The sequence below is a fragment of the Leeia oryzae DSM 17879 genome (genome assembly GCF_000376945.1).
In the GTDB taxonomy this organism is placed as follows: Bacteria; Pseudomonadota; Gammaproteobacteria; order Burkholderiales; family Leeiaceae; genus Leeia; species Leeia oryzae.
On record NZ_AQXU01000024.1, the window covers coordinates 49,702 to 74,770 of the forward strand.

The following is a 25,069-nucleotide window of genomic DNA, read 5'->3' on the forward strand; positions in this document are numbered from 1 at the left end:
AATTTGACTGGTCTTGGTATAGCCATGCTATCGATGATCCAGAATACTAATGGCAACAAAGCGCCACAGAGTAACCAATACCCATGATTTCTTCGCTCCTCAAAAAAGTTTTTGGTAGTCGTAATGAACGGCTGATTAAACAATACTCACAGATCGTCAAGCAGATCAATGCGCTAGAGTCCAGCATCGCCCAGTTAAGCGATGATGAGCTTCGGGCGAAGACGGAATCATTCAAGCAGCAAGTGGCCAACGGGACGACGCTGGATGCGATTCTGCCAGAAGCGTTTGCAGTATGCCGTGAGGGCTCCAAGCGCGCGCTGGGCATGCGTCACTTTGATGTTCAGCTGATTGGCGGCATGGTGCTGCATTTTGGCAAGATTTCCGAGATGCGCACCGGTGAAGGCAAAACCCTGGTGGCGACCCTGGCGGCCTACCTGAATGCACTGTCCGGCAAGGGCGTGCATGTGGTGACGGTAAACGATTACCTGGCAAGCCGGGATGCGGCCTGGATGGGGCGGCTGTACAACTTCCTCGGCCTGTCTGTCGGCGTCAACCTCAGCCATATGGGGCATGAAGAAAAGCAGGTGGCCTATGCGGCCGATATTACCTACGGCACCAACAACGAATACGGCTTTGATTATCTGCGCGATAACATGAAGCATTCGCCAGAAGAGCGTGTGCAGCGTGCCCTGAATTATGCGATTGTCGATGAGGTGGATTCGATCCTGATCGATGAGGCACGTACCCCGCTGATCATTTCTGGTCAGGCCGATGACAATACCGATATGTATTATCGGGTCAATGAAATCATTCCTTTGCTCAAGCGCCAGGAAACCGAAGACGGTGAAGGCGACTTCTGGGTGGATGAAAAAGCCCATAGCGTGCTGATGTCCGAAGCCGGTCATGAGCATGTGGAAGCCATTCTGGTGGAACGTGGCCTGCTGGCTGCCGGTCGCAGCCTGTACGAAGCAGCCAACATCACCCTGATGCATCTGATCAATGCAGGCCTGAAGGCCCACCACCTGTATCACCGCGACCAGCATTATGTGGTTCAGAACGGTGAAGTGGTGATTGTGGATGAGTTTACCGGCCGTCTGATGGCGGGGCGTCGCTGGTCGGATGGCTTGCACCAGTCGGTAGAAGCCAAAGAAGGGGTCGGCATTCAGAAAGAAAGCCAGACCCTGGCTTCCATTACTTTCCAGAACTATTTCCGCCTGTACAACAAGCTGGCGGGCATGACCGGTACGGCGGACACCGAAGCCTTTGAATTCCAGCAGATTTACGGTCTGGAAACCGTGGTGATTCCAACCAACAATGCCGTCAAGCGCAAGGATTTTCTGGATCAGGTATACCGTACGGCGGATGAAAAACACCGTGCGATCATCATGGATATCAAGAGCTGCCGCGAGCGCCAGCAGCCGGTCCTGGTGGGTACTACTTCTATCGAGAACTCCGAGCTGTTGTCTTCTCTGCTGGAAAAAGAGGGTATCCCGCACAATGTGCTGAATGCCAAGCAACATGCCCGTGAAGCCGAGATCATCGCTCAGGCCGGTTTGCCAGGTGCCGTTACCATTGCGACCAACATGGCCGGTCGTGGTACGGATATTGTGCTGGGCGGTAATATCGAAAAAGAACAGGACGCGATCAAGGCCGATGAAACGCTGGATGAAGCGGCCAAAGCAAGCCGGCTGGCAGAACTGAAACAGGCCTGGGGCGTACGCCACGAGGCGGTGCTGAATGCCGGTGGTTTGCACATTATCGGTACCGAGCGGCATGAGTCCCGTCGTGTGGATAACCAGCTGCGTGGTCGTGCCGGTCGTCAGGGTGACAATGGTTCTTCGCGTTTCTACCTGAGCCTGGAAGATCCGTTGATGCGGATTTTTGCCGGCGATCGCATTGCAAAAATCATGCAGTTCCTGAAAATGCCGGAAGGTGAGCCGATCGAAGAAAAGATGGTCTCTCGTGCGCTTGAAGGTGCCCAGCGCAAGGTTGAAGCCCGTAACTTCGATATCCGCAAGCAGTTGCTGGAATACGATGATGTTTCCAATGACCAGCGCAAGGTGATCTACGCTCAGCGTAACGAACTGCTGGAAGCCAGCCATATTACTGACACCATTACTGCCATGCGTGGTGATGTGCTGAGCCAGCTGGTGTACCGATTTGTACCGCTGGAAGCCGTGGAAGAGCAGTGGGAGCTGGAAGAGCTGGAGCGTACATTACAGGCGCAATACACGCTGGAACTGCCGGTGCGCGAGTGGGTGAAAGCGGACGAAACACTGGATGCAGAAGGCATTGCCGCGCGTGTCGTGGCTGCTGCCGATGCCATTTATGCCGAAAAAGTGGCCATGGTGGGTGAAACCTCCATGCAGCAGTTTGAGCGTAGCGTGATGCTGCAAGTGATTGACCAGCGCTGGCGCGAACACCTGGCCGCGCTGGACCATCTGCGCCAGGGGATTCATCTGCGCGGTTATGCCCAGAAAAACCCGAAACAGGAATACAAGCGCGAAGCATTTGAACTGTTCTCCGATATGCTTGATGGCATCAAGGAAGAAGTGACCCGCGTACTGGTTACCGTGCAGGTGCGCTCTGCCGAAGAGGCGGAAGAAGCCGCAGAAAGCATGCTGGAAGAAGACTCAACCGATAACATGCACTTCCATCATGCAGACTACGATGAAGCGCTGGCAGAGGATAATGAAGGCGCAGAAGAAGGCGCTAACGCCGGCGGTGCTCCCTTTGTCCGTGCCGGTGAGCGTGTTGGCCGCAATGACCCGTGTCCGTGCGGCTCTGGCCAGAAGTACAAACATTGTCATGGCAAGCTGGCCTAAAAGCTAACGTCAGACGACAACATCGCCGGCTATATGCCGGCGATGTTGTTTGTTGTTGCGTCCGTGCCGGGTAGGCAGGCCATGGATCAACTATACTGCAGGCTGTATGCGGTTTTCAGGATTCGGTGAAGGCGACCGGATGGGCCCGCGAATCTGTACCTGAACATGTGTTTTGCGTTTTACCTGATGTAGATGCCGGAGAGATCGAGATGTCTTTATGTGTAAAGTGTCATACCCAGCTGGTGCCGGGCAAGCCGTTCTGTCATCACTGTGGTGCCCCGCAGCCGGATATTTCCGTCTATAAGGCGTGTCCGACCTGCGGTGCAGCCAATTTGCATGCGGCAGGATATTGTGTGGATTGTGGCCAGGCATTTGCGAATGAAGAAGCGGAGCCTGCTGATCAGGCAATCCCTGAAGAAATCACGGCGGTGCAAGCTGAGCCAGTGGATGTCCCGCTTGCATTGGCGACTGCTCCGCTGGCCCATAAGGTGCGCGTTGGCGGTTTGCGGGGCTTGATTCAGCACCGGGAGCTGCCGTCCCCACAAGAAATGAAGCGCTGGCTGGTCATTGCCGGTGTCGTGGCCGTGATTGCCATGATTTGCATGTTCCTGGTGATCTCGCTCAGTGGGGGTGAGCAAGCGGCTTCTTCGGCAGAGGCGGCTGCCAGCGTGCAGGTGCAACCTTTGAACGGCGCGGTGGTCCAAGCGGGTGAGCTGGCGCCAGGCGCAGACAAGCCACGTAACGGCATTGTGCCCAAAGCGGTCACCTCGCTGGGCGGCGGGGGCCAGCCTGCTGCCGAGACGGAGGCCTCCGATGTGGCAAATACCGCACCTGCGGATGCGGCTGCCCCGACAGGAGATGTGAAGGCGGACAGTGCAACCACGAAACCTGCCGCCACGCACGGGGCGGACCAGACGGCAGCGCCGGCAGCAGATACCTCAGCTGCGGACAAACCCAAAGTGGCTAAACCGGCTGCGCATGACCCGGAAGTGGATGCAGCCCGCAAGGCCATGAATGAATTTCTGAAGCAGCAACCCTAAGCCACAAGGCACAGGGAAGGGCTGCATAGGCGAAAGGGAGGTTTGAAATGCAACAGTTCATGTCTCGATCTTGGACGCATGTGTTGTACCCTGTGGTGGCGGGCAGTCTCCTGCTGAGTGCTTGCGCGAATAACAACCATGCGCAGAAAGATGCGACCGCAGGTGCGGCTATTGGTGGTGCTGGCGGTTATGTGCTTTGCAAGCTGACGGGTGGTTCTGACAGTCATTGTGCCAAGTTTGCGGTGGCGACCGCCGTAGTCGGCGGGGTGATTGGCTGGCAGCATGGCAAGGAAAAAGATTTGCAGGAGGCGAGAGCCTTTACCGACTCGCTGAACAAGAAGGGGATTCCTGCCTACACCGAAACCGCCTATGCCCGGCAAACGGATGCTTCCGGACAGACGGCGACCGTGAACAGCGTGAAGCGGGTTGGGTTCCCGATCCGGCAGACCATCAGTGCCAAGGATACGGACATGGTCACGGCGATCCGTGAAGTGGGGCGCCGTGCCGCCATTGCCAGCAAGACCGAACCCTACCAGGTGGTGGCAGTAGTCCCGGCCAGCAACAGGACGCAAGTCAGCCAGTGGATTCAGGAAGGCATCAATCAGGCGGGCAGTAGTGGCAAAGCACCTGCAGTACTGGTGGTGGACGCCAAAACGCTGAAAGAGGCGGGCATTTATTATGCACCGACCAATGACAAGCAGTTCATTTGAACGTACGGGGTAACGCTTGATTGGCTGACCAAGTGTGACCGTGCGGGTGGCCCGTGGGTGAAAAAAAGCAGGTCAGGCAGGCGTCTGTCCTGCTTTTTGCTTGTCCAGTGCCCAGCGGATATGCTCTTGTACCAGAGGGCTGGCGGTGGGAAGTTTGGCTTCCAGCGCACGGATGATTTCCGGTGAGCTGGGGGCATTACCCAGGCCAATGGCCAGATTGCGCTGCCACTGTTCATGACCGATGCGATAAATGGCGCTGCCAGCCATCTGTTTCTGGAACGTGGCGTCATCCCACTCGAACAAGGTCAGCAGCTTGACGTTATCAAGACCGTGGCGGATGTCGAAATCTGTCAGTGTGGTTTTCTGGGCAAAGCGGTTCCAGGGGCAAAATAGCTGGCAGTCATCGCAGCCATAGACGCGATTGCCGATCTGCTCACGAAACTCCACCGGAATACTGCCTTTGAGTTCAATGGTCAGGTAGGAAATGCAGCGCCGGGCGTCGACCTCATACGGGGCGACAATGGCACCCGTAGGGCAGACGTCCATGCATTTTTGGCAACTGCCGCAATGGGGCTGGACGGGCGCATCGACAGGCAGTGGCAGGTCGGTGAGGATTTCTCCCAGGAAAAAGTACGAGCCCTGTTCCCGTGTCAGCAGCAGCGTGTGTTTGCCGCGCCAGCCTATCCCCGCTTTGCTGGCTAGCGCGACTTCCAGGATGGGCGCGCTGTCAGTGAAGACCCGGTATTGATGGGTCTGCTGTGACAAAGCCAGAGCATCCTGGATCTTGCGCGCCAGTTGCTCCAGCCGTTGTTTGAGCACTTTATGGTAGTCACGCCCCAGGGCATAGCGGGAGATGTACGCCTGACCATTGGCATCCAGCTGTGTCAGGCTGTCGGCGGGCAGTTCGGACAGGTAGGGCATGCGGGCGCTGATGACGCGTACGGTACCGGGTAGCAGTTCGGACGGACGGGCGCGTTTTAGCCCGTGTCTTGCCATATAATCCATCTCGCCGTGGTAGCCTTTGGCGAGCCAGGCTAATAATTCCGGCTCGGCAGCCGATAAATCCGTATCGGCAATGCCAATCTGGCTGAATCCCAGTTCGAGCCCCCAGTGTTTGATATCTGCCACAAGACCTGTCAGGAGGTCTGTGGCTGGCGTAGAGAAAGTGTTTTCATGTTGCATGAACCAGATCATACCGTGATGCAGGAATTTTTGCCTGATGAGCCTGCAACGCAGGCCGCAGGCGCGCGTCTGGCGCAGGTTTTAAAACCGGGCATGGTCATGACCCTGTCAGGAGACCTGGGTGCGGGCAAGACAACCTTGACCCGGGCCATCCTCCGGTCCATGGGGGTTAATGGCAGAATCAAGAGCCCGACCTATTCTTTGGTTGAACCTTACGTAATTTCTAACTTATACTTGTATCACTTTGATTTTTATAGATTTGAAGATCCGGACGAGTGGGAGGCCAGTGGTTTCCGCGATTGCTTCCGTGAAGACAGCATTTGCCTGATTGAATGGCCTGAAAAAGCAGCAGGCAGCTTGCCTGCGCCGGATATAGCGTTGACGCTGTCCTGGGTGGGGGAGGGCCGCTCTTTACAGTTAAACGCCTTGAGTAAGGCGGGAAAATTATGTTTAAACCAGTACGCGCAACTTACCTGACTGAACCCTTGCCGCAAGTGCGGCAATTGAGACGCCGTTTCCTGCAGATGGCGGGGGCCTCGCTGTTGCTGACGGTTCATCCTGTCCGGGCGGCGGCGCCGGCCATTTTGTCGGTCCGCGTCTGGCCTGGTAGCGACTATACGCGGGTGACGCTAGAGTCCAGTACACCGCTGGATTACAAATCGTTCAGCGTGAAAGACCCGGAACGGCTGGTGCTGGATATTGACGGGGTGGATCTGACAGGCCCGTTGACCCAGCTGGCGGGCAAAGTGAATGAGTCTGATCCGTACATCAAGCTGCTCCGGGCGGGCAAAAACAAGCCGGGAACGGTGCGACTGGTGTTCGAGCTGAAAGTATCCGTCAAACCACAGGTATTCCGGCTGCAGCCGATTGGTGAATATGGCAACCGGCTGGTGGTGGACTTGTACCCGGAGAACCCGGCGGACCCGTTGCTGGCCTTGTTGCAGGACAAACAACAGGATGCCGCTGCCGCACCTGCGGAAGATGCCAGAGCCCAGAACGGACGCAAACAAGCGACGCCTGATGATGATGTGCCGGATGCCTCTGCTAACAAGGGACCGATTTTCACCGTGATGATCGACCCGGGCCACGGGGGGGAAGACCCTGGTGCCATCGGCAGCCGTGGAACGCATGAAAAAGCCATTACGCTGGCCATTGGCAAGCGTTTGCGCCAGTTGATCAATGAGCAGCCCAACATGCGGGCGTCCATGACCCGGGATGCAGACTTCTTTGTGCCCTTGGCTGACCGAGTCCGCAAGGCACGCAGGATCAACGCCGACCTGTTTATTTCGATCCATGCCGATGCGTTTCTGACCCCTACCGCCAAAGGTTCGTCCGTGTTTGCGCTTTCCGAAAACGGGGCGTCGTCTACGGCGGCCAAGTGGCTGGCGAAAAAGGAAAACGAGGCGGATCAGGTGGGCGGGGTGCGCATGAGTGTGGGCGACCCGTACCTGAAACGTACCTTGTTTGATTTGACGCAGACCGCTACCATCAGTGATTCGCTTAAACTGGGCAATTCGGTGCTGGGCGAGATTGGCGGGATCAATCGTCTGCACAAAGGGGCCGTGGAGCAGGCCAGTTTTGCCGTCCTGAAAGCGCCAGATATTCCGTCCATTCTGGTGGAGACCGCGTTTATTTCCAATCCGGATGAAGAGGCCAAACTGCTGGACGAGGCTTATCAGGACAAAATGGCGCGCGCCATTCTGAACGGCATTCGCAAGTTTGCCGCCAAAAACCCGACCGCGGTCAAACTCAAGGTCGCTTCTGCCAGTTCCTGATCACCCGAATGGTTCGCAGGCGCGGCAAGTTTTTATGGAGTAAGCCATTATGGCACGCATCATTTTTTTCCTGTTACTGGCGGTGCTGGCGTACATGCTGTTAAAGCGTATTGCCGCCAGCAGCCGTCAGGCGCCGGGTGAAGATACCAGTACTCGCGAACGTTTTCCGGCGTCTGCCAAGGATGAGGATACGGTTCGCTGTGAAGAATGCGGCGTGTACATGCCGCGCTCTGAAGCGCTGATGACGCAGGGCAAGTTCTACTGTGATACGCATCGTCCCAAAGCGCATTAGCATGTATGTCAGTTCCCGCTTCCAATACCAGTGACCAGCACTGGCGATCCCTCCAGTATTTTTCTGTTTACCGTCTTGTCGTTATTGCGGCGCTTGCCTTCCTGCCTTTGCTGGTGCGGTGGGTGTCTCCGACGGCACATGCGACCTTTGTATCATCATCTCTTGTCAGTGAAATCCTGGCTGGGTACGGGGCGTTTGCCCTGCTGGCCGGGGTAAGCGCGCACCGCCGCTGGCTGGCATTTGATGCCTTGCTGACCTCGCAGATTGCCGGGGACATCGTATTCATCATCTCGCTGGGCGTGGTGGCAGGGGGGGCTCGTACCGGTCTTCCTTTACTGCTGCTGCCGTACCTGGCGGCAGCCGGGCTGATCAGCCGCGGGCGGATGTCCATGCTGCATGCCGCACTGGCGAGTATTGCCCTGATCGGCGCTGAGCTGGCGCGCGGGTACGGGCAGAGCATGTCGGATAACCTGCCGCAAGCCGCGATGCTGGCGCTGGCCTATTTTGCCGTGGCGTGGCTGGCTTTCCGTTTTTCTGTCTACGCGCGGGAGAAGGAGCTGCTGGCCGAGGAACGGGGGGTGGATCTGGCCAAGCAGGAGGAGGTCAACCGGCTCGTTATCCGGGATATGCATGATGGCGTGCTGGTGATCGACCAGAATGCCCTGATCCGCCACTACAACCGTCAGGCACTGGTACTGCTGGGGTTGCCGGAGAATATCGAGTCTCGGCCTTTGAGTGACTGGCCCCATGTGTATCAGGCCCTGTCACGCTGGGTAGAGTTTGGCCCGTCCGAGGTGACGCTACAGATACCCGAGATGGGGCATCTGGTGACCTTGAATATCAAGCCGGTTGGTGAACATCGCCAGGCTGGGGCGGTTATCTATGTGCAGGATTCGATTGCAGAACAGAAACTGGCGCAGCAGCTGAAACTGGCCGCCTTGGGCCGGCTGACTGCCAATATTGCCCATGAAATCCGTAATCCGCTATCGGCCATTACCCATGCGGCTGATTTTCTGGCGGAGGACGAGCATGACCCGGTCCAGCAGCGGCTGATTACCATTGTGCGTGACAATGCCAACCGGCTGGAACATATTGTGCAGGATGTTCTGCAACTCAACCGGCGTGACCGGCTGCGGGTCGAACATTTTGACTTGCCCGCTTACCTGGCCGAGTTTGTTAACCAGTTCTGCCAGGTAGAGCAGCTGGACACCGGCCTGATGGTGCTGGACGTGGGGGACGGGCTGGATGTGCCGTTTGACAAAGAACACCTGAACCAGATTTTGTGGAACCTGTGCCGTAACGCCGTGCGTTATTGCCAGAAACACCCGGGCAGTATCCGCTTATCGCTGCGGAAGTCTGGGCGATCGTGGTATTTCCGCATTTTTAATGACGGACCGCCGATTCCGGCAGAATTGCGTGTACAGTTATTTGAACCGTTTTTCACGACCCAGTCGTCCGGAACCGGACTGGGGCTGTATATTGCCCGTGAACTATGTGCCGCCAATGGCGCCACCCTGCAGTATATCGATGCATCCGAGCATGCCATCTTCGAAATTGTGGGTAATCTGAATTAGACGAGGTTGTATGTCCCGTTACAAAACTGCTTACCGTGCATTGATCATTGATGACGAGCCGGATTTGCTGGAGCTGCTGGACCTGACCCTGATGCGCATGGGGGTGAATGTCGAGCGGGCCGCCAACGTGAAAGATGCCATTGCCAAATTAAGCCAGGGGGCGTTTCATCTGTGCCTGACCGACATGCGTTTGCCGGATGGCGAAGGCTTGCAGGTGGTGGAGTATATCCAGCAGCAAGGGCTGGATGTGCCGGTGGCGGTCATTACCGCGTTTGGGAGTACCGAAAATGCGGTAGCCGCGCTCAAGGCGGGTGCGTTTGATTATCTGTCCAAACCGGTATCGCTGGAACAGTTACGCACGCTGGTGAAATCGGCGCTGAACCTGGACCAGCACAAGACGGCTGCGATGCCGGTAACGGAGCGGCATGAAGCCCATGCGATTTTGCTGGGCGAGTCACCGGCCATTGCACAGGCACGGCAACTGATCGAGAAAGTCTCAAAAAGTCTTGCGCCGGTCTACATTACCGGCGAATCCGGCAGCGGCAAAGAGCGTGCCGCCAGGCTGATTCATGCCTTGTCTGTCCGGCAGGAAAAACCCTTTGTGGCCGTAAACTGTGGCGCTATTCCGGAAAGCCTGATGGAAAGCGAGTTTTTTGGTTATCGCAAAGGCGCGTTTACCGGCGCCAACGAAGACCGCGACGGGTTTTTTCAGGCCGCTCATGGTGGCACCCTGTTTCTGGATGAAGTGGCTGATTTGCCGCTGGCCATGCAGGTGAAGCTGTTGCGCGTCATTCAGGAAAAAAAGGTACGCAAGCTGGGCAGCCCCCAGGAGGAACCGGTCGATGTGCGGGTGATTTCGGCCACGCACCAGAACCTGACCGATTGCGTCGAGAACGGCACCTTCCGTCAGGATTTATTCTATCGCCTGAACGTGATTGCCATCCGCATGCCGTCCCTGCGTGACATGCGCGAAGACATTGAGCGCATTGCCAGTCATATCCTTGCGCGGTTGAGCGAGTCCCAGCACATACCACAGCCGCTGTTGGCCAAGCCGGCCGCTACGGCGCTTAGCCAGTATGATTTTCCGGGCAATGTCCGCGAGCTGGAGAATATTCTGGAACGTGCGATGGCTTTGTGCGATGGCGGTACCATTCAGCTGGAAGACCTGCAACTGGCCCCCAGCGCGGAAGTGCACACCCCGCGTACCATCGAGCAAGGCGAGAAATGGCCGTTGCAGGATTATCTGGACCGGGTCGAGAAAGACGCCATTCTGGAGGCATTGCAAAAAACCCGCTTTAACCGCACGGCTGCCGCCAAATTGCTGGGCATTACCTTCCGGGCCATGCGGTACCGGATGGAGCGGCTGGGGCTGAATGAACTGGATGCATGAATGCCTGCCGGAATGAACCTACGATGAAATTTCAATCTGAAAAAGCCCGGCTGTTTGCGGACCTGCACCGCCGGCAGAACGGCCTGTTTGTGATGCCGAATGCGTGGAATGCCGGCAGTTGCCGCATGCTGGCAAGCGAAGGCTTTGCCGCCATTGGTACCACCAGTGCCGGGATTGCGTTTTCACTGGGGCGTCCGGATTATGCCGGCGCGGTTTCCCGCGAAGAAATGCTGGACGAGGTTGCCCGCATTGTGGCGGCAACGGATTTACCGGTCAGTGCCGATCTGGAATCCGGCTACGGACAGATGCCTCGTGACGTGGCGGATACCATCCGGCTGGCGATTGAGGCTGGGGTGGTGGGGGCCAATATTGAAGATGTTTCTCCGGAGACGGGGCAGTTGTTTGCGGTGGAAGAAGCGGCGGAACGACTGAGCGCGGCCAAAGCCGCTGCACAAGTGGCTTGCCCGGATTTTGTGCTGACGGGCAGAACCGATGTGTTCCTGACTGGGGAGCCAGACGCGCTTGCCGCCGCCATTCAACGGGCTCGCACCTATCATCGGGCGGGTGCCGATTGCATCTTTGTGCCCGGCGTGCGTTCTGCATCCGATATCCGTATCCTGGCCGAACAAATTCCGGCGCCCTTGACCGTGGTCATGGGCTTTGCTGGTGCCACCATGGCATTATCCGAGCTGCAGCAACTGGGCGTACAACGCGTCAGCATAGGCGGTAGTCTGGCGCGTGCCACCTTTGGCCTGATTCGCCGGGCTGCGAGGGAGATCCGGCAGCAGGGGACCTTCGGATTTGCCGACTTGCAGATTCCGGATGGCGAGTTGTGCCAGTTTTTTAATCAGGAAGATTGAAAGCCATAGATGGATGATCCGCAGCTGCTTCGTTATTCACGGCATATCATGCTCGATGAAATCGGGATTGAAGGGCAACAGCGCCTGCTGGATGCGACGGTCCTGATTGTCGGCCTGGGCGGGCTAGGGTCTCCGGCTGCCTTGTATCTGGCGGCGGGCGGCGTTGGACGTTTGTTGCTGGCAGATGGCGACACGGTGGATCTGACCAACCTGCAACGGCAGGTGATTCATACCGAAGACAGTGTTGGCGTGAACAAGGCCGAATCAGCCAGGCAACAGCTTGCCCGGATGAGCCCGGCAACACAGGTAGAGGTGATACCGGCACGGCTGGACGAGGCGTCGCTGGATAGCTTGGTCGCACGGGCCGATGTGGTGCTGGACTGTACCGACAATTACAAGACCCGCCACGCGATTAACCGTGCCTGCGTGCAGCATCGCAAGCCCTTGGTGTCTGGCGCGGCCTTGTCGTTTGCCGGCCAGCTGGCCGTCTTTGACAACCGGCAGGCAGAAGCACCTTGCTACCATTGCCTGTTTCCGGAACAGGGCGACGGTGGCGCGCAGAACTGTGCGACCTTCGGGGTGTTTTCGCCGCTGGTGGGGATTATCGGTACCATGCAGGCGGCCGAAGCCATGAAATTGCTGGGTGAATTCGGAAGCCCGGAAACCGGGCGTTTCCTGATGTTTGATGCCTTGAAAAACGACTGGCAGACCCTGCGCCTGCCACGTGACCCGATGTGCCCGGTGTGTGGCGGGAAACCCCGCCCCTGATCTGCATCATCTGCAGACTACCAGCCAAGGGGAGCGCTTAGCTCCCCTTTTTCTTGACCAGTTCCTGTTCTTCCTGAAGGTTCTTCAGGCGGGCTTCAATGGCCGACTGGCGATAAAAATCATTATTCTTGGCGTGCGCGGCCATTTGCAACTGGATGATGGCCTCGTCCAGCAAGCCCTGCCGGTAGTAGTACTCGGCTTGTGCCTGCTGCTGGGCACTTTCCTGACCCTGTTGCGCGTAGGCCTCTGCCAGCAAGGCATAGAAATCGCCATTGCTGGTCCTGGCGGCGATCTGCTGTTGCGCCAGTTTGATGGCCTCGGTCGGCTGGTGCTGTGCCAGACGACACTGGATCAGGCCATAGTGCAGCCCGTAGTGGTTGGGGTATTTACCCAGTGCCGCCAGATACTGGCGGACGGCTTCGTCCTTGTTGCCCAGGGCCAGCGAAATCTGTGCGTCCAGCGATTCCAGCAGCGGGTGGGACAGGGTTTTGCGTGCCTGTACCACGGCCTGGTGGGCTTTCTGGAACTGATGGTCGCGGAAGAGCGCCGTGGCCAGGCCATAGTAACTGGCAGCTTCCAGATTAAAGCGCCGATCGTTGATGGCGGATTCGAAATAACGGATCTGTGCTACTGCCGAACCGTCTTTGGCCCGCAGTTTTTCGCGCATCAGATGAAATTCCGGGTTTTCTGCATACTGTTTGTAAGGGTAGGCCGCCGACCGGTTTTGTGATTCGGCAATACGCGCACTATCCAGTGGGTGGGTCCGCAAATACTCGGGGGCATTGTTATCGTACAGGCGGTTGGTTTTTTCCATGCGGCCAAAGAAGACCGGCATGGCGCGCGGGTCGAAACCGGCTGCCGCCAGAATCTGGATGCCGATCCGGTCGGCTTCATATTCATGCTCGCGGGTGAAGTTGAGCTGGCCCTGAATCGTCAGTGCCTGCGAGCCGGCAATGGCGGCTTCCGTGATCTGGCCACTGTTGCTTCGGGACGCCAGCAACCCCGCAGCCAGTACCGCCAGTCCCAGCAGCATGACGTTCTGGTTTTTCTCGATCGAGCGCGACAGGTGGCGTTGCGTGACGTGCGCGATTTCGTGCCCCAAAACGGCCGCCAGCTCGGATTCGCTTTGGGCGGTAAAGATCAGTCCGGTATGCACGCCGATATAGCCGCCCGGTAGCGCAAACGCGTTGAGGGTGGGGTCGGAGACAATGAAAAACTCGAAGCGCTGGCGAGGGTCCGGACTGGCCGCCACCAGCTTGCCCCCCAGGCGGTTGAGATAGTCCTTGATTTCCACGTCATCAACCACGTCTCTGGACATGCGGATCTGGCTCATGATGCTGTCGCCCAGTGCTTGCTCTTGCTGGCGGGACAGGGTGGTCTGCGCGGAGTCGCCCAGGTCCGGCAGGCTGTCTGCCATGACGGGCAGCAGGGTGACGGAGCTCGTGAACGACACAATCAGTAGCGACGAAATCAGTTTTTTCATAGGCATATGATAGGTGGAATCCCGAACAGTTCCAACGCTTTGTCCCGTGTTTTTCTTGGATGGCAGCAGAAAAAAACACCCCTTATGCTGCACTGCAATATTTTGTTCTCCTGTTTATTTAAAACGTCAAGATTAGTTTCCTGAAAATATACTAATATTTGCAAGCTAATTATTTATACTTTTTCACAAAAATCAATTTTAAGCTGCAATAAAGTATTGAAATTGGTTTTTACAGTACCGAAAGTACAGGTGAATACGTACTAAAGTTACAACCGTCGATGCGTAAAAACATCTGGGGTCGACAATACCTACAAATACGAGGAGATGCACCAATGAAACTCAAACTTACTGCTGCCCTGTGCCTGGTTGCTTTTGCGGCTGCTGCCCACGCGGATACCGAACTGGTCATTGCAACCGTAAACAACGGTCACATGGTAACCATGGAAAAAATGGGTAAATTCTTTGAAAAAGATAACCCAGGCATCAAACTGAAGTGGGTGACACTGGAAGAAGGTACCCTGCGTCAGCGCGTAACAACCGATATTGCCACCAAAGGTGGTCAGTTTGACGTGATGACCATTGGCATGTACGAAACACCGATCTGGGGCAAAAAAGGCTGGCTGGCCGAGATCAAGCCAGATGCCAAGTATGACATTGATGACATGCTGCCTGCCATGCGCCAGGGTCTGTCTGTCAATGGCAAACTCTATGCTGCGCCGTTCTATGGCGAAAGCTCCATGCTGATGTACCGTTCTGACCTGGTTGAAAAAGCCGGCCTGAAAATGCCAGCCAATCCGACCTGGACTCAGATTCGTGATATCGCAGCCAAGATCAATGACCCGGCCAAAGGCGTGTATGGTATCTGTCTGCGCGGCAAGCCGGGCTGGGGTGACAACATGGCCTTCCTGACCACATTGGTCAACTCTTATGGCGGCCAATGGTTTGACATGAAGTGGAAACCGCAACTGACCACCAAACCATGGAAAGATGCGATTACCTTCTATGTCGACCTGCTGAAGAAATACGGCCCTCCAGGATCATCTGCCAACAGCTTCAACGAAATTCTGGCCCTGTATAACGAAGGCAAGTGCGGCATGTGGGTAGATGCCACCATTGCAGCATCCTTCATTACCGATCCTAAGCAAAGTAAAGTGGCCGATAAGGTGGCGTTTGCACCAGCTCCTGTCCAGGTAACAGCCAAAGGCTCTAACTGGTTGTGGGCATGGGCACTGGCCGTACCTGCCAGCTCTACCAAGCAAGAAGCGGCCGAGAAGTTCATCCGCTGGGCCACCTCCAAGGATTACATCAACCTGGTGGGTCGTGAAGTGGGCTGGGGCAATGTACCAACCGGTACCCGCAAGTCTACCTACGCCAATGCAGACTTCCTGAAAGCGGCCAAGTTTGCCGACGCAGAAAAAGCTGCGATCATTTCTGCCAATCCGAAAGACAGCACACTGCCTAAGTCTCCGTACGTTGGCGTTCAGTTTGCGTCTATCCCTGAATTCCAGGCCATCGGTATTGCCACCGGTCAGCAAATGTCTGCTGCACTGGCCGGCAAAGTCTCTGTAGACAAGGCGTTGGAACTGTCTCAACAAGCAGCCGATCGTGAAATGAAAAAGGCTGGGTACTATAAGTAATCTCTGACTCGCCCTGATGAACCATGGCAACAAGCGGGTTCGTCAGGGTTGTACCAGAGGTTTTAGTCACCAATGGATCGGGTATGCGGTTGGTACCTGATCCATGCAGCTTTGTAGACAGATCATGAAAAAATTTACTGCCCGCTTTCTGCTTACACCTGCGGTAGGGTCCCTGTTTCTGTGGATGATCGTACCCTTGGTGATGAGCATTTATTTCTCGCTCATCCGTTACAACCTGATGTCGCCCGGTGAGCACGAGTACATTGGTCTGATGAACTATGAGTTCTTTGTGACCGACCCGGCTTTCTGGCCTGCGGTACTCAATACCTTCTTGCTGATCGGCTCCGTGATTGTCATTACGCTGGTCTTCGGCATGGCGCTGGCGCTGCTGGTCAATGACAAGTTCCCGGGCCAGTCGATCGTGCGCGTGTTGCTGATTTCTCCGTTCTTTGTCATGCCGGCCGTGAACGCCTTGCTGTGGAAGCACATGATGATGAACCCGATTTACGGGGTGCTGGCGCAAGTTTGGCGTTTCTTTGGTGCGCAGCCCGTCAACTGGCTGGAAAGCTACCCGCTGCTGTCGGTCATCATCATGGTGTCCTGGCAATGGCTGCCGTTTGCCTGCCTGATTTTCATTACGTCCTTGCAGTCGATGGATCGTGAACAACTGGAAGCGGCCCGCATGGACGGTGCCAATTATGTCCAGCAGTTCCGATACCTGTACCTGCCGCATCTGTCACGTTCCGTGGCGGTGGTGGTGATGATTGAAATGATTTTCCTGCTGTCTGTGTTTGCCGAGATCTTTACCACTACCGGTGGTGGCCCCGGCTTTGCAAGTACCAACGTGGCCTTCCTGATTTTTGTTCAAGGGTTGATGAACTTTGATGTCGGAGTGGCTTCTGCAGGTGGTCTGTTTGCGGTTCTTCTCGCCAATATTGCGTCAGTGTTCCTGATCCGCATTATCGGCAAGAGCCTGGAAAAATAAGGAGTCAGGCATGGATAAAACATTACTCTGGGTAAGAACCGGGGCTGCCTGGCTGGTGGCACTGCTGATTTTCTTCCCGATTCTCTGGCTGGGCATGACGGCGTTCAAAACCGAACTGCAGGCGATTTCCGTCCCGCCCAAGTTCTTTTTTACCCCGACCCTGGAAAACTTCATCGAGGTCCAGTCACGCAGCGATTATTTGCTGTATGCCAAGAACTCGCTGATCACCAGCGTGGCATCTACCTTGCTGGGTTTGTTGATTGCAGCGCCTGCGGCTTATTCGATGGCGTTCTTCCAGACTCGCCGGACCAAAGACCTGCTGGTATGGATGTTGTCGACCAAGATGATGCCGGCGGTTGGCGTGCTGATCCCCGTGTATGTGGTGTACCAGCAATTCCAGTTGCTGGACACCCGCCTGGGTCTGACCATCATCTTTACCATGTCCAACCTGCCGATCATGGTGTGGATGCTGTATTCGTACTTCAAGGATATCCCGCGTGAAATCCTGGAGGCAGCCCGAATGGATGGCGCCACCCTGTATGACGAGTTCCGCCATGTGATCCTGCCGCTGGGGATCGGTGGTCTGGCCTCTACCGCCTTGCTGTGTCTGGTGTTGTCTTGGAACGAATCTTTCTGGTCATTGAACCTGAGTTCTGCCAAGGCCGGCACGCTGGCGACGCTGATTGCGTCTTACTCAAGCCCTGAAGGTTTGTTCTGGGCCAAATTATCGGCTGCATCGCTGATGGCCATTGCGCCCATCATCGTGTTCGGCTGGTTCTGTCAAAAACAATTGGTGCAAGGTTTGACCTTTGGCGCGGTTAAATAGGGATACATCATGTCATTTCTTCAATTAAAAAATATCGAGAAGTTTTTTGGTGATCACCGCGCCATCAAAGGTGTCGATCTCAGTATCGAAAAAGGTGAATTCATCGTGTTCGTGGGGCCGTCCGGCTGTGGCAAATCAACACTGCTGCGCCTGATTGCCGGTCTGGAAACCATCGACGGCGGTAATCTGCTGCTAGATGGCAAGGACATTACCCACGCGCCGTCCTCCAAGCGGGATCTGGCGATGGTATTCCAGTCGTATGCCCTGTATCCGCACATGACGGTGGCCGAAAACATGTCTTTTGCGCTGAAGCTGGCGGGAGAAGACAAAAAGGTCATCAAGGAAAAGGTTGAGCATGCGGCAGAGATCCTGAACTTGACCCGCTATCTGGAGCGCACGCCCAAGGCATTGTCGGGTGGTCAGCGTCAGCGCGTGGCCATTGGCCGTGCCATTGTACGTGCACCCAAAGTGTTCCTGTTTGATGAACCGTTGTCGAACCTGGATGCGGCGCTACGGGTACAGACCAGGGTCGAGATTGCCAAGCTGCACCGCGAGCTGGGGGCAACCACCATTTATGTGACGCACGATCAGGTCGAGGCCATGACCATGGCAGACCGGGTGGTGGTCTTGCGTGATGGCGCCATCGAGCAGGTGGGGCGTCCGCTGGAGTTATACGACCGTCCGCAGAACCGGTTTGTGGCGCAGTTTATCGGCATGCCGCAAATGAACATGCTGCCGATCGGAGAATTTGGCAGTTATGCAGAGTCGCTGGTGCGTCCGCTGCCAGTCGGGGGCCATATCGGGGTTCGCCCTGAGCATGTGACGATTACCAATGCTGGTGAAGGCCAGTTACTGGCTACCGTGGATTTTGTGGAATCGCTTGGCGCCGAGTCATTGGTGTACGCGACAACGCCGCACGGGGTGCAGGTGGTGTCCAAACAATCGGTCAGAAGCAGCGTGCGTGCCGGGGATACCGTGAGCCTGAAGTTTGAGCAGGACTGGCTGCATGTCTTTGATGCCGATGGCCAGGTTGTGTCGAATGCCAAAGGGGTGGCGAAGTGAGTCAGCCAAACATCATGTTTCATCTGGGGCTGGGGTCGTTTCACCGGGCCCACCAGGCGGTGTATCTGCAAAACCTGATCGATAGCGGTGACGACAGCTGGGTGCTGGCGGGTACCAATATTCGCCCGGACATGCAGGCCACGCTGGACCAGCTGGTCAAACAGCATGGCCAGTACACGCTGGAAACCGTGACGCCTGCCGGCGAGCGCAGTTACCAGACCATTTCGTCCATTCGCCATGTGGTGCCATGGGACGAAAACCTGGCGGGACTGATCGACATGGGCGCCAGGGAAGAAACGCGCATCATCTCGTTTACGGTGACCGAGGCCGGTTATTACCTCACGCCGCAAAACACGCTGGATCACAGTTTTGCCGATTTGCAGAGTGATCTGCAAAACGGCACCCGTCTGACCATCTACGGGGCGCTGGCGGCCATTCTGGCAGAGCGCATCCGTCTGGGTCGCGGACCGGTAACCTTGTTGTCGTGTGACAACCTGCGTTCAAACGGTGATCGTTTCCGTGCCGGTTTCCGTGCTTTCCTGCAGCAGCGCAATGCACCTGATCTGCTGGCCTGGGTGGATGCCAACACCACCAGTCCGAATGCCATGGTGGACCGGATTACCCCGCGTCCGTTGCCGGAGGTGGCAGAACGGGTGAAGGCTGCTACCGGTAAAGACGATGGCTGCCCGGTGATGGGCGAACGGTTTATCCAGTGGGTGATCGAAGACCATTTCATCAGCGGCCGTCCAGCGTGGGAGAAGGTCGGCGTGGAAATGGTAGCGTCGGTACTGCCTTATGAAGAAGCCAAGATCCGCATTCTGAATTCCAGTCACAGCTGCATTGCCTGGGCGGGGACCCTCAAGGGATATCGTTATATCCATGAAGGGACGCAGGATAAAGACATCCACAAGATGGCCTTCGATTACGTGACCGATGACGTCATGCCGTGCCTGTCCCCAAGTCCGATTGATCTGGCTACATACCGGGATACGGTGCTGGACCGTTTCAGTAATCCGTATATCCAGGATACCAATCAGCGCGTGGCGGCAGATGGCTTTGCCAAGATACCGGGGTTTCTGGTGCCGACCTTCAAGGAGTGTCTGGCTGCCGGCAAGTCCATGGATAGCGTAGCCATGTTGCCGGCCCTGTTCCTGGCCTTCCTGCAACGTTGGGCGGCTGGGCAGCTGCCGTATGCGTATCAGGACCAGGGGATGGATGAAGCGGCTGCCCGTGCCATGGTTGCGGCGGCAGACCCGGTAGCGGCCATGACGCAAGATCGCATTTTATGGGGGGACCTGGCGGGCAATGCCACGCTGGAGGCCGCCGTTCGTCGCGCATATCAGCGTGTTTCAGACTGGATTGGAGCATAATCAGAGATGGCTAATGATTTATTGCAGGGCAAGCATGCCTTGCTGACTGGGGCCGGTGGTGGCATCGGTCTGGCAACGGCGACGGCATTTGTACAGCAAGGTGCCCGTTGTAGTATCGTAGATATGCATGCCGCGCCGAGTGAAGGGGTTGCCGCGCTGATTGACCAGTATCCGGATGCCGTACAGTACATCCGCGCCGATATCACCCACATGGCCGATATTGATGCGCTGGTGGCCACTGCCATCAGTCGCTTTGGCCAGATTGACGTACTGTTCAACAACGCGGGTATTGCGATTTTCGAGAAGCTGCTGGAATCGACAGAAGCGGCTTACGACAAGCTGTTTTCTGTGAATGTCAAAGGCTTGTTCTTTGTGATGCAGAAGGTGTTGCAGCATATGGTGGATGCCGGCGTCAAAGGCTCCGTGATCAACCTGTCGTCCCAGGCAGGGCGGCGTGGAGAAGCGCTGGTGGCGCATTATTGTGCCACCAAGGCGGCAGTCATCAGCTATACGCAATCGGCTGCGCTGGCCATGGCGCCGCATGGCATCCGGGTGAACGCGATTGCACCAGGGGTGATTGATACCCCGATGTGGCAGCACGTGGATGCCATGTTTGCCAAGCTAGAAGGCCTGGCCATTGGCGAGAAGAAAATCGCCGTGGGCAAGGCTGTTCCGCTCGGGCGATTCGGGTATCCGGAAGAAGTTGCCGATGCGGCGGTGTTTCTGGCCAGCGAACTGTCTCGTTATATTACGGCACAGACGCTCAATGTCGATGGCGGCAATGTCATGAGCTGACACGCGCTACCGTCACCCGGTCTGTGTTGGCCAGCGGGGACGGACGTGTCGTGAGGCATTGAATCGCGTCAACGCAGCAAAACCGTATCACCGCTCAGGGCATGTCACAGTGCCTGAGCGGGTGGTGCAGCAGGACTTGGAGGCAAAAATCGTGACCAACCGATTACGCAATCGCTCGCCAGAGCTGGAACATTACCGCTTGCGGGAGCCCACGCACGGGTTCGAGCCCAAAGAAACCTATGGTTTTTTGCGCTATCTTCAGCACGGGTTTCCCAACCCGCTGGTCCGCTGGCACTACCATGAAGAATACGAGCTGCACCTGATTGTCGATACCAAGGGCAAGGTGTTTGTGGGCGATTACATCGGTCAGTTCGAGCCCGGCCATCTGGTGCTCACCGGTCCGCGTTTGCCGCATAACTGGATTTCTGTAGACGTTGCCGACGAGGGGGTTGCCCTGCGGGACATGGCACTGCAATTTGCCCATGAGCCGCTAGAGTCTGCCATCCAGCTGATCCCGGAAATGCGCGAGATCCTGCCGCTATTGGAGCGGGCCCGTCACGGTATCGAATTCTTTGGCATGAGCGAGGCGGCCGAAGACTACTTTATCCAGATTCGCGAAACCAGCGGACTGGAGCGCTTTATCTGCTTTTTGCGGTTCATGCGTGAGCTGGCCCTTTGTCAGAATTACCGGCTGCTGTCTACGTCCCAGCTGCAATCCTTTGACGATGACGCCTCGCTTGCCCAGGTCAGTACCATCGTGAACTACATTACCGAGCATTGCGAAACCCAGTTCTCGATGACAGAACTGGCAGACCGGGTCGGCATGTCGGAAAGCAAATTCTCGCGCTTCTTCAAGCGTGCCACCGGCAACAGCTTTACCGACTTTGTGAACCGTTTGCGCATCAACAAAGCCTGCCAGCTGCTGATGGAAACCGACCGTTACATCACTAACGTCTGTTACGACGTCGGCTTTAACAATGTCGCCAACTTCAATCGGCGGTTTCTGGCCCTCAAGGGCATGACCCCCAAAGAGTTTCGCCGGCAGGCCGAAGACCGGTTCGGTCGTCTGTAACCCGTTTTCCCTATCGATTTTCCATTCGCCCCCCGCTGACCGTGTGGCAGGGGGACGTTTGCCCTGAAAAAGGATTGCACCATGTATCTCGGGATTGATCTCGGCACCTCCGAAGTCAAGGTTGTCTTGCTCGATGCAACGCATCAGCTGGTGGCGACGCATGGCGTGCCATTGTCCATCAGCCGGCCACAGCCGTTATGGTCCGAGCAGCAGCCGGAAGACTGGTGGGCGGCCTTGCTGCAAGCCTGTGATGCCCTGGCGCGGGACTATCCGTCTGACATGCAGCAGGTGCGCGCCATCGGCCTGTCTGGCCAGATGCACGGCGCGGTGCTGCTGGATCACCGGCACCAGGTGCTGCGCCCGGCCATTTTGTGGAACGATGGCCGCTGCGGCGAAGAATGCCGCCTGCTGGAAGACAAGGTACCCGAGTTGCGGCACATTACCGGCAATATGGCCATGCCCGGTTTCACCGCACCCAAGCTGCTATGGGTGCAGCGACACGAACCGGATATCTTCCGGCAAATCAGCAAAGTGTTGCTGCCCAAGGATTATCTCCGTCTGCAACTGACGGGCGAGATGGTGTCCGATTGCTCGGATGCGTCTGGCACGCTGTGGCTGGATGTGGCCAGACGGACGTGGTCGGATGTCATGCTGGCTGCTTGCGGCCTGACGGAAGCACACATGCCCAAACTGGTCGAAGGCAGTGAGCCATCCGGCATGCTGGCCGCCGGACTGAAAGCCCGCTGGGGGATGATAGGCGAGGTCGTGGTGGCCGGAGGTGGCGGCGATAACGCTGCCAGTGCCGTCGGCATGGGGGGCGTGGAACCGGGGCAGGGGTTTGTCTCGTTGGGGACGTCCGGGGTAATTTTTGTCGCGTCTGATCAGTTCCGACCCAATCCGGATTCGGCCATGCACGCGTTTTGCCATGCCTTGCCGGGGCGCTGGCACCAGATGTCGGTCATGTTGTCGGCAGCCAGCTGTCTGCGCTGGGTAACCCGGCTCACCGGCTATGCCAACGAAGCCACGCTGCTGGCCGACGTCGAGCAGCTGGACGCCACGGACCGGGCCCGGGCACCGCTGTTCTTGCCCTACCTGTCTGGTGAGCGTACACCGCACAATAATCCGGATGCGCAAGGCGTGTTCATGGGGCTGACCCATGACCATGGCGCAGCGCATCTGGCGTATGCCGTCATCGAAGGGGTGAGTTTTGGCCTGAAAGACGGACTGGCCACCTTGCAAGAAACTGGACAGCCCGTCTCAGAACTGATGCTGGTCGGTGGCGGTGCCAGAAGCCCTTATTGGGCCCAGTTACTGGCCGATACCCTCAATGTTCGCATGGTGGTAACAGAAGCCAGTGCCGCGGGTGGTGCGCTGGGGGCCGCCCGGCTGGGCTGGCTGGCAGATGGCGGCGTGGTCAGTCAGGTTTGCCGGCCTCTGGCCACCACCGGGGTGTTTGTCCCCGATGCCGATGCCCGGACGCAACTGCTGACCCGCTACCAGCGGTTCCAGCGTCTTTATGATCATCTGGCGGATCTGTTTTAAGCCTGTTGGCTACTAGCGGCGGGCAGGAGCCCGGCCCAGCAACTGCAAGAACCATTCATAGCCACTGACCAGGATCACCCCGGCCAATACCAGCAAGGCGCCTATCACAAAGCCGTGTTCCAGTGGCTCATGCAATAACGCCACGCCAAACATGACCCCGAACAGCGGGGTCATGAAAGAAAACACGCCCAGCCGGGATGCCAGGTATTTGCGCAGCAGCCAGAACCAGGTCAGAAAGCTGGCAAAAGAGACCACTACCGACTGAAACGCCAGGCTGGCCAGGGCCAGCGGGCTGGGATTAAACCGCAGTTGCCCCAGCAACGCCGCCGCTACCAGCAGCAGCACCAGACCCACCAGCAGTTGGTAGAGCAGGGTTTGGGTGGCAGGGGCTTTGGCCAGCCGGGTGCAGCGAACCGCCACCGTGGTCGCTCCCCATGAGGCACCCGCCAGCAATCCCAGGAAATCGCCCAGCAAGGTATGGTTACCTTGCGGCGTAACAGGGGTATCCCGCAGCAAAAACGCCGTTGCAATGCCGATGAAGGCAATCAGGATACCAACCCACTGCAAAGGCTTTAGCCGCTCTGCCGGCAGTAGCCATTGCATGCCCAGCGACGCAAAGATCGGTGCCGTATAGACAAATACGATCACGTGCGACGCCGATGAATAGCGTAGCGCTTCGCCGACCAGCAGAAACTCCAGCGCAAACAGGACACCCGCCAGCAATCCCGGCCGCCAGGTGTCTTTAAAGAAGCCCAGCGGTTCGTGCCGGTAGATCATCAGCCCGATGACCAGCAAGGCCGATATCCCGGAGCGGAGTGCAATCTGCAGGAGGGGGGTGATATCCGCGGCGGAGGCCTTGAGCGTGATCTGCTGGAAACCCCAGATCATGCACAGCAGCAGCATGATCAGAATGGCAGGTAGGTCGAGAGGTTTGCGTACATCCATATGTTTCTGGTCTTCAGGTTGGATAAAGGGACAGTCGCATTATGCGCTTGACTGATTTGCAGTATATAGCGAGTATGTGACATCTCATGCCGCAAACTCGCCAACCCATGCCATTCATCTCACCGGACTCCGCCAGACATCTGGCCATTCCTCCCTTTACCGACCAGTTGCCCGAGCCCATCTGGTTCCGGCTGGTCTGCATGCCGGCAGAGGCAACGTACCCGCTGCATCAGCATGCATGGGGCGAGTTTGTGTATTCTTACAGCGGGGTGATGGAAGTCAAACTGACGGATCATCATTTTCTGGTGCCGCCACAATACGGCGTCTGGCTACCACCGGACGAGACGCACATCGGCATGAACCAGGCTGAAGCCTGCCATTGTTCAGTCTACATTGCCCGCCCGCATTGCGAGTTGTTGCCGGCCAAACCCTGTGCCCTCACCGTCGGACCGCTCTTGCGGGCCATGCTTGACCATCTTCGCCAGCATCCGCCGGTAGTCCCGAGGACAGCGGCAGATACCCGCATGTTGCAGGTCATGGTTGACCTGCTGGGTCAGGCGCCTTGCGCCGGCAGCTATCTGCCCATGTCCACAGACCCTGTGCTTGGCAAGCTCTTGCGCTGGCTGGAGCTGCATCCGGAAGATCACCGCCCGCTGACTGAACTGGCCAGAGAAGCTAATACCTCGGAACGCACCCTGATCCGTCGCTGCCAGCGGGATCTGGGCATGTCGTTTTCCGAATGGCGTCAACGGCTGGCGGTGATCAAGGCCATGCCGCTGCTGGAAGCCGGGCAAACGGTGGAAACCATTGCGCTGGACCTGGGCTATAACAGCGCCTCGGCATTTATCAGCATGTTCCGCCGGCTGATGGACATCACGCCGGACGAATTCCGCAAACGGGCCGACAGCCTCGCCTGATTGCCGGGGGATAAAGACT

The 25,069-nt window shown here is 57.1% G+C and carries 22 protein-coding genes; 19 read left to right on the forward strand and 3 right to left on the reverse strand.

Annotation, left to right across the window (positions count from 1 at the left end):
* Positions 1–83: 83 nt before the first annotated feature.
* The 3 genes from secA to F552_RS19250 all read left to right on the forward strand — a co-directional run bounded on the left by secA (position 84) and on the right by F552_RS19250 (position 4,575).
* Entirely contained in the window at positions 84–2,825 is a 2,742-nt protein-coding gene (gene secA / locus F552_RS0111730; protein ID WP_018151937.1) for a preprotein translocase subunit SecA, read from the forward strand.
* Between the two features lie 209 nt (positions 2,826–3,034).
* Complete coding sequence (locus F552_RS0111735; protein WP_026182651.1) at positions 3,035–3,865, forward strand: zinc ribbon domain-containing protein; 831 nt, start codon at positions 3,035–3,037, stop codon at positions 3,863–3,865.
* A gap of 59 nt (positions 3,866–3,924) precedes the next feature.
* Positions 3,925–4,575, forward strand: a complete 651-nt coding sequence (locus tag F552_RS19250) for a YMGG-like glycine zipper-containing protein (protein ID WP_156802309.1) — start codon at positions 3,925–3,927, stop codon at positions 4,573–4,575.
* 72 nt (positions 4,576–4,647) lie between these two features.
* Here the strand turns inward: F552_RS19250 and queG are convergent, their stop codons facing one another.
* The gene (queG, locus tag F552_RS0111745; protein WP_033375513.1) at positions 4,648–5,757 is read right to left on the reverse strand and encodes a tRNA epoxyqueuosine(34) reductase QueG; all 1,110 of its coding nucleotides are present in this window, start codon (positions 5,755–5,757) and stop codon (positions 4,648–4,650) included.
* Between queG and tsaE the strand changes: the two genes are divergently transcribed.
* The 7 genes from tsaE to F552_RS0111780 are packed head-to-tail and all read left to right on the forward strand — an operon-like array spanning position 5,749 to position 12,416.
* Positions 5,749–6,234: a tRNA (adenosine(37)-N6)-threonylcarbamoyltransferase complex ATPase subunit type 1 TsaE gene (gene tsaE / locus F552_RS0111750; RefSeq protein WP_018151941.1), complete on the forward strand. Its 486-nt coding sequence runs from the start codon at positions 5,749–5,751 to the stop codon at positions 6,232–6,234. The genes queG and tsaE overlap by 9 nt on opposite strands.
* Positions 6,204–7,532, forward strand: coding sequence for an N-acetylmuramoyl-L-alanine amidase (locus tag F552_RS0111755; RefSeq protein ID WP_018151942.1), 1,329 nt, complete (start codon positions 6,204–6,206; stop codon positions 7,530–7,532). The genes tsaE and F552_RS0111755 overlap by 31 nt, the downstream gene beginning before the upstream one ends.
* A 49-nt stretch (positions 7,533–7,581) precedes the next feature.
* Positions 7,582–7,824 carry a PP0621 family protein gene (locus tag F552_RS0111760; RefSeq protein WP_018151943.1) on the forward strand — a complete coding sequence of 81 codons (243 nt, stop codon included), beginning with the start codon at positions 7,582–7,584 and terminating at the stop codon, positions 7,822–7,824.
* A 5-nt stretch (positions 7,825–7,829) separates the two neighbouring features.
* Entirely contained in the window at positions 7,830–9,398 is a 1,569-nt protein-coding gene (locus F552_RS19255; protein WP_018151944.1) for a two-component system sensor histidine kinase NtrB, read from the forward strand.
* 10 nt (positions 9,399–9,408) lie between these two features.
* Positions 9,409–10,788, forward strand: coding sequence for a sigma-54-dependent transcriptional regulator (locus tag F552_RS0111770; RefSeq protein WP_018151945.1), 1,380 nt, complete (start codon positions 9,409–9,411; stop codon positions 10,786–10,788).
* 23 nt (positions 10,789–10,811) lie between these two features.
* Complete coding sequence (locus tag F552_RS0111775; RefSeq protein ID WP_026182652.1) at positions 10,812–11,648, forward strand: isocitrate lyase/PEP mutase family protein; 837 nt, start codon at positions 10,812–10,814, stop codon at positions 11,646–11,648.
* A gap of 9 nt (positions 11,649–11,657) precedes the next feature.
* A complete protein-coding gene (locus F552_RS0111780) occupies positions 11,658–12,416 on the forward strand; it encodes a HesA/MoeB/ThiF family protein (RefSeq protein ID WP_018151947.1) in 759 nt (252 codons plus the stop codon).
* A 37-nt stretch (positions 12,417–12,453) separates the two neighbouring features.
* Here the strand turns inward: F552_RS0111780 and F552_RS0111785 are convergent, their stop codons facing one another.
* On the reverse strand, positions 12,454–13,899 hold the full coding sequence (locus tag F552_RS0111785) for a M48 family metalloprotease (protein WP_018151948.1): 1,446 nt from the start codon (positions 13,897–13,899) through the stop codon (positions 12,454–12,456).
* Between the two features lie 332 nt (positions 13,900–14,231).
* On the opposite strand from F552_RS0111785, the gene F552_RS0111790 reads away from it, so the two are divergent.
* The 8 genes from F552_RS0111790 to xylB all read left to right on the forward strand — a co-directional run bounded on the left by F552_RS0111790 (position 14,232) and on the right by xylB (position 23,188).
* Positions 14,232–15,536, forward strand: coding sequence for an ABC transporter substrate-binding protein (locus tag F552_RS0111790; RefSeq protein WP_018151949.1), 1,305 nt, complete (start codon positions 14,232–14,234; stop codon positions 15,534–15,536).
* A 124-nt stretch (positions 15,537–15,660) separates the two neighbouring features.
* Positions 15,661–16,521, forward strand: coding sequence for a carbohydrate ABC transporter permease (locus F552_RS0111795; RefSeq protein WP_018151950.1), 861 nt, complete (start codon positions 15,661–15,663; stop codon positions 16,519–16,521).
* A gap of 10 nt (positions 16,522–16,531) precedes the next feature.
* Complete coding sequence (locus F552_RS0111800; RefSeq protein WP_018151951.1) at positions 16,532–17,347, forward strand: carbohydrate ABC transporter permease; 816 nt, start codon at positions 16,532–16,534, stop codon at positions 17,345–17,347.
* A gap of 9 nt (positions 17,348–17,356) precedes the next feature.
* Positions 17,357–18,409 (forward strand): ABC transporter ATP-binding protein, encoded by a 1,053-nt coding sequence (locus F552_RS0111805; protein ID WP_018151952.1) that lies wholly within the window; start codon positions 17,357–17,359, stop codon positions 18,407–18,409.
* Entirely contained in the window at positions 18,406–19,779 is a 1,374-nt protein-coding gene (dalD, locus tag F552_RS0111810) for a D-arabinitol 4-dehydrogenase (RefSeq protein WP_018151953.1), read from the forward strand. The genes F552_RS0111805 and dalD overlap by 4 nt, the downstream gene beginning before the upstream one ends.
* A 6-nt stretch (positions 19,780–19,785) precedes the next feature.
* Positions 19,786–20,574 (forward strand): L-iditol 2-dehydrogenase, encoded by a 789-nt coding sequence (locus F552_RS0111815; protein ID WP_018151954.1) that lies wholly within the window; start codon positions 19,786–19,788, stop codon positions 20,572–20,574.
* 151 nt (positions 20,575–20,725) lie between these two features.
* Complete coding sequence (locus F552_RS0111820; RefSeq protein ID WP_033375549.1) at positions 20,726–21,646, forward strand: AraC family transcriptional regulator; 921 nt, start codon at positions 20,726–20,728, stop codon at positions 21,644–21,646.
* 81 nt (positions 21,647–21,727) lie between these two features.
* Positions 21,728–23,188 (forward strand): xylulokinase, encoded by a 1,461-nt coding sequence (gene xylB, locus F552_RS0111825; RefSeq protein WP_018151956.1) that lies wholly within the window; start codon positions 21,728–21,730, stop codon positions 23,186–23,188.
* A gap of 12 nt (positions 23,189–23,200) precedes the next feature.
* On the opposite strand, the gene F552_RS0111830 is transcribed toward xylB, so the two are convergent.
* Positions 23,201–24,133 carry a DMT family transporter gene (locus F552_RS0111830; RefSeq protein ID WP_018151957.1) on the reverse strand — a complete coding sequence of 311 codons (933 nt, stop codon included), beginning with the start codon at positions 24,131–24,133 and terminating at the stop codon, positions 23,201–23,203.
* A gap of 86 nt (positions 24,134–24,219) precedes the next feature.
* Here F552_RS0111830 and F552_RS0111835 point away from each other — a divergent pair, with 86 nt between their 5' ends.
* A complete protein-coding gene (locus F552_RS0111835) occupies positions 24,220–25,050 on the forward strand; it encodes an AraC family transcriptional regulator (RefSeq protein ID WP_245546686.1) in 831 nt (276 codons plus the stop codon).
* The last annotated feature ends 19 nt before the right edge of the window (positions 25,051–25,069 follow it).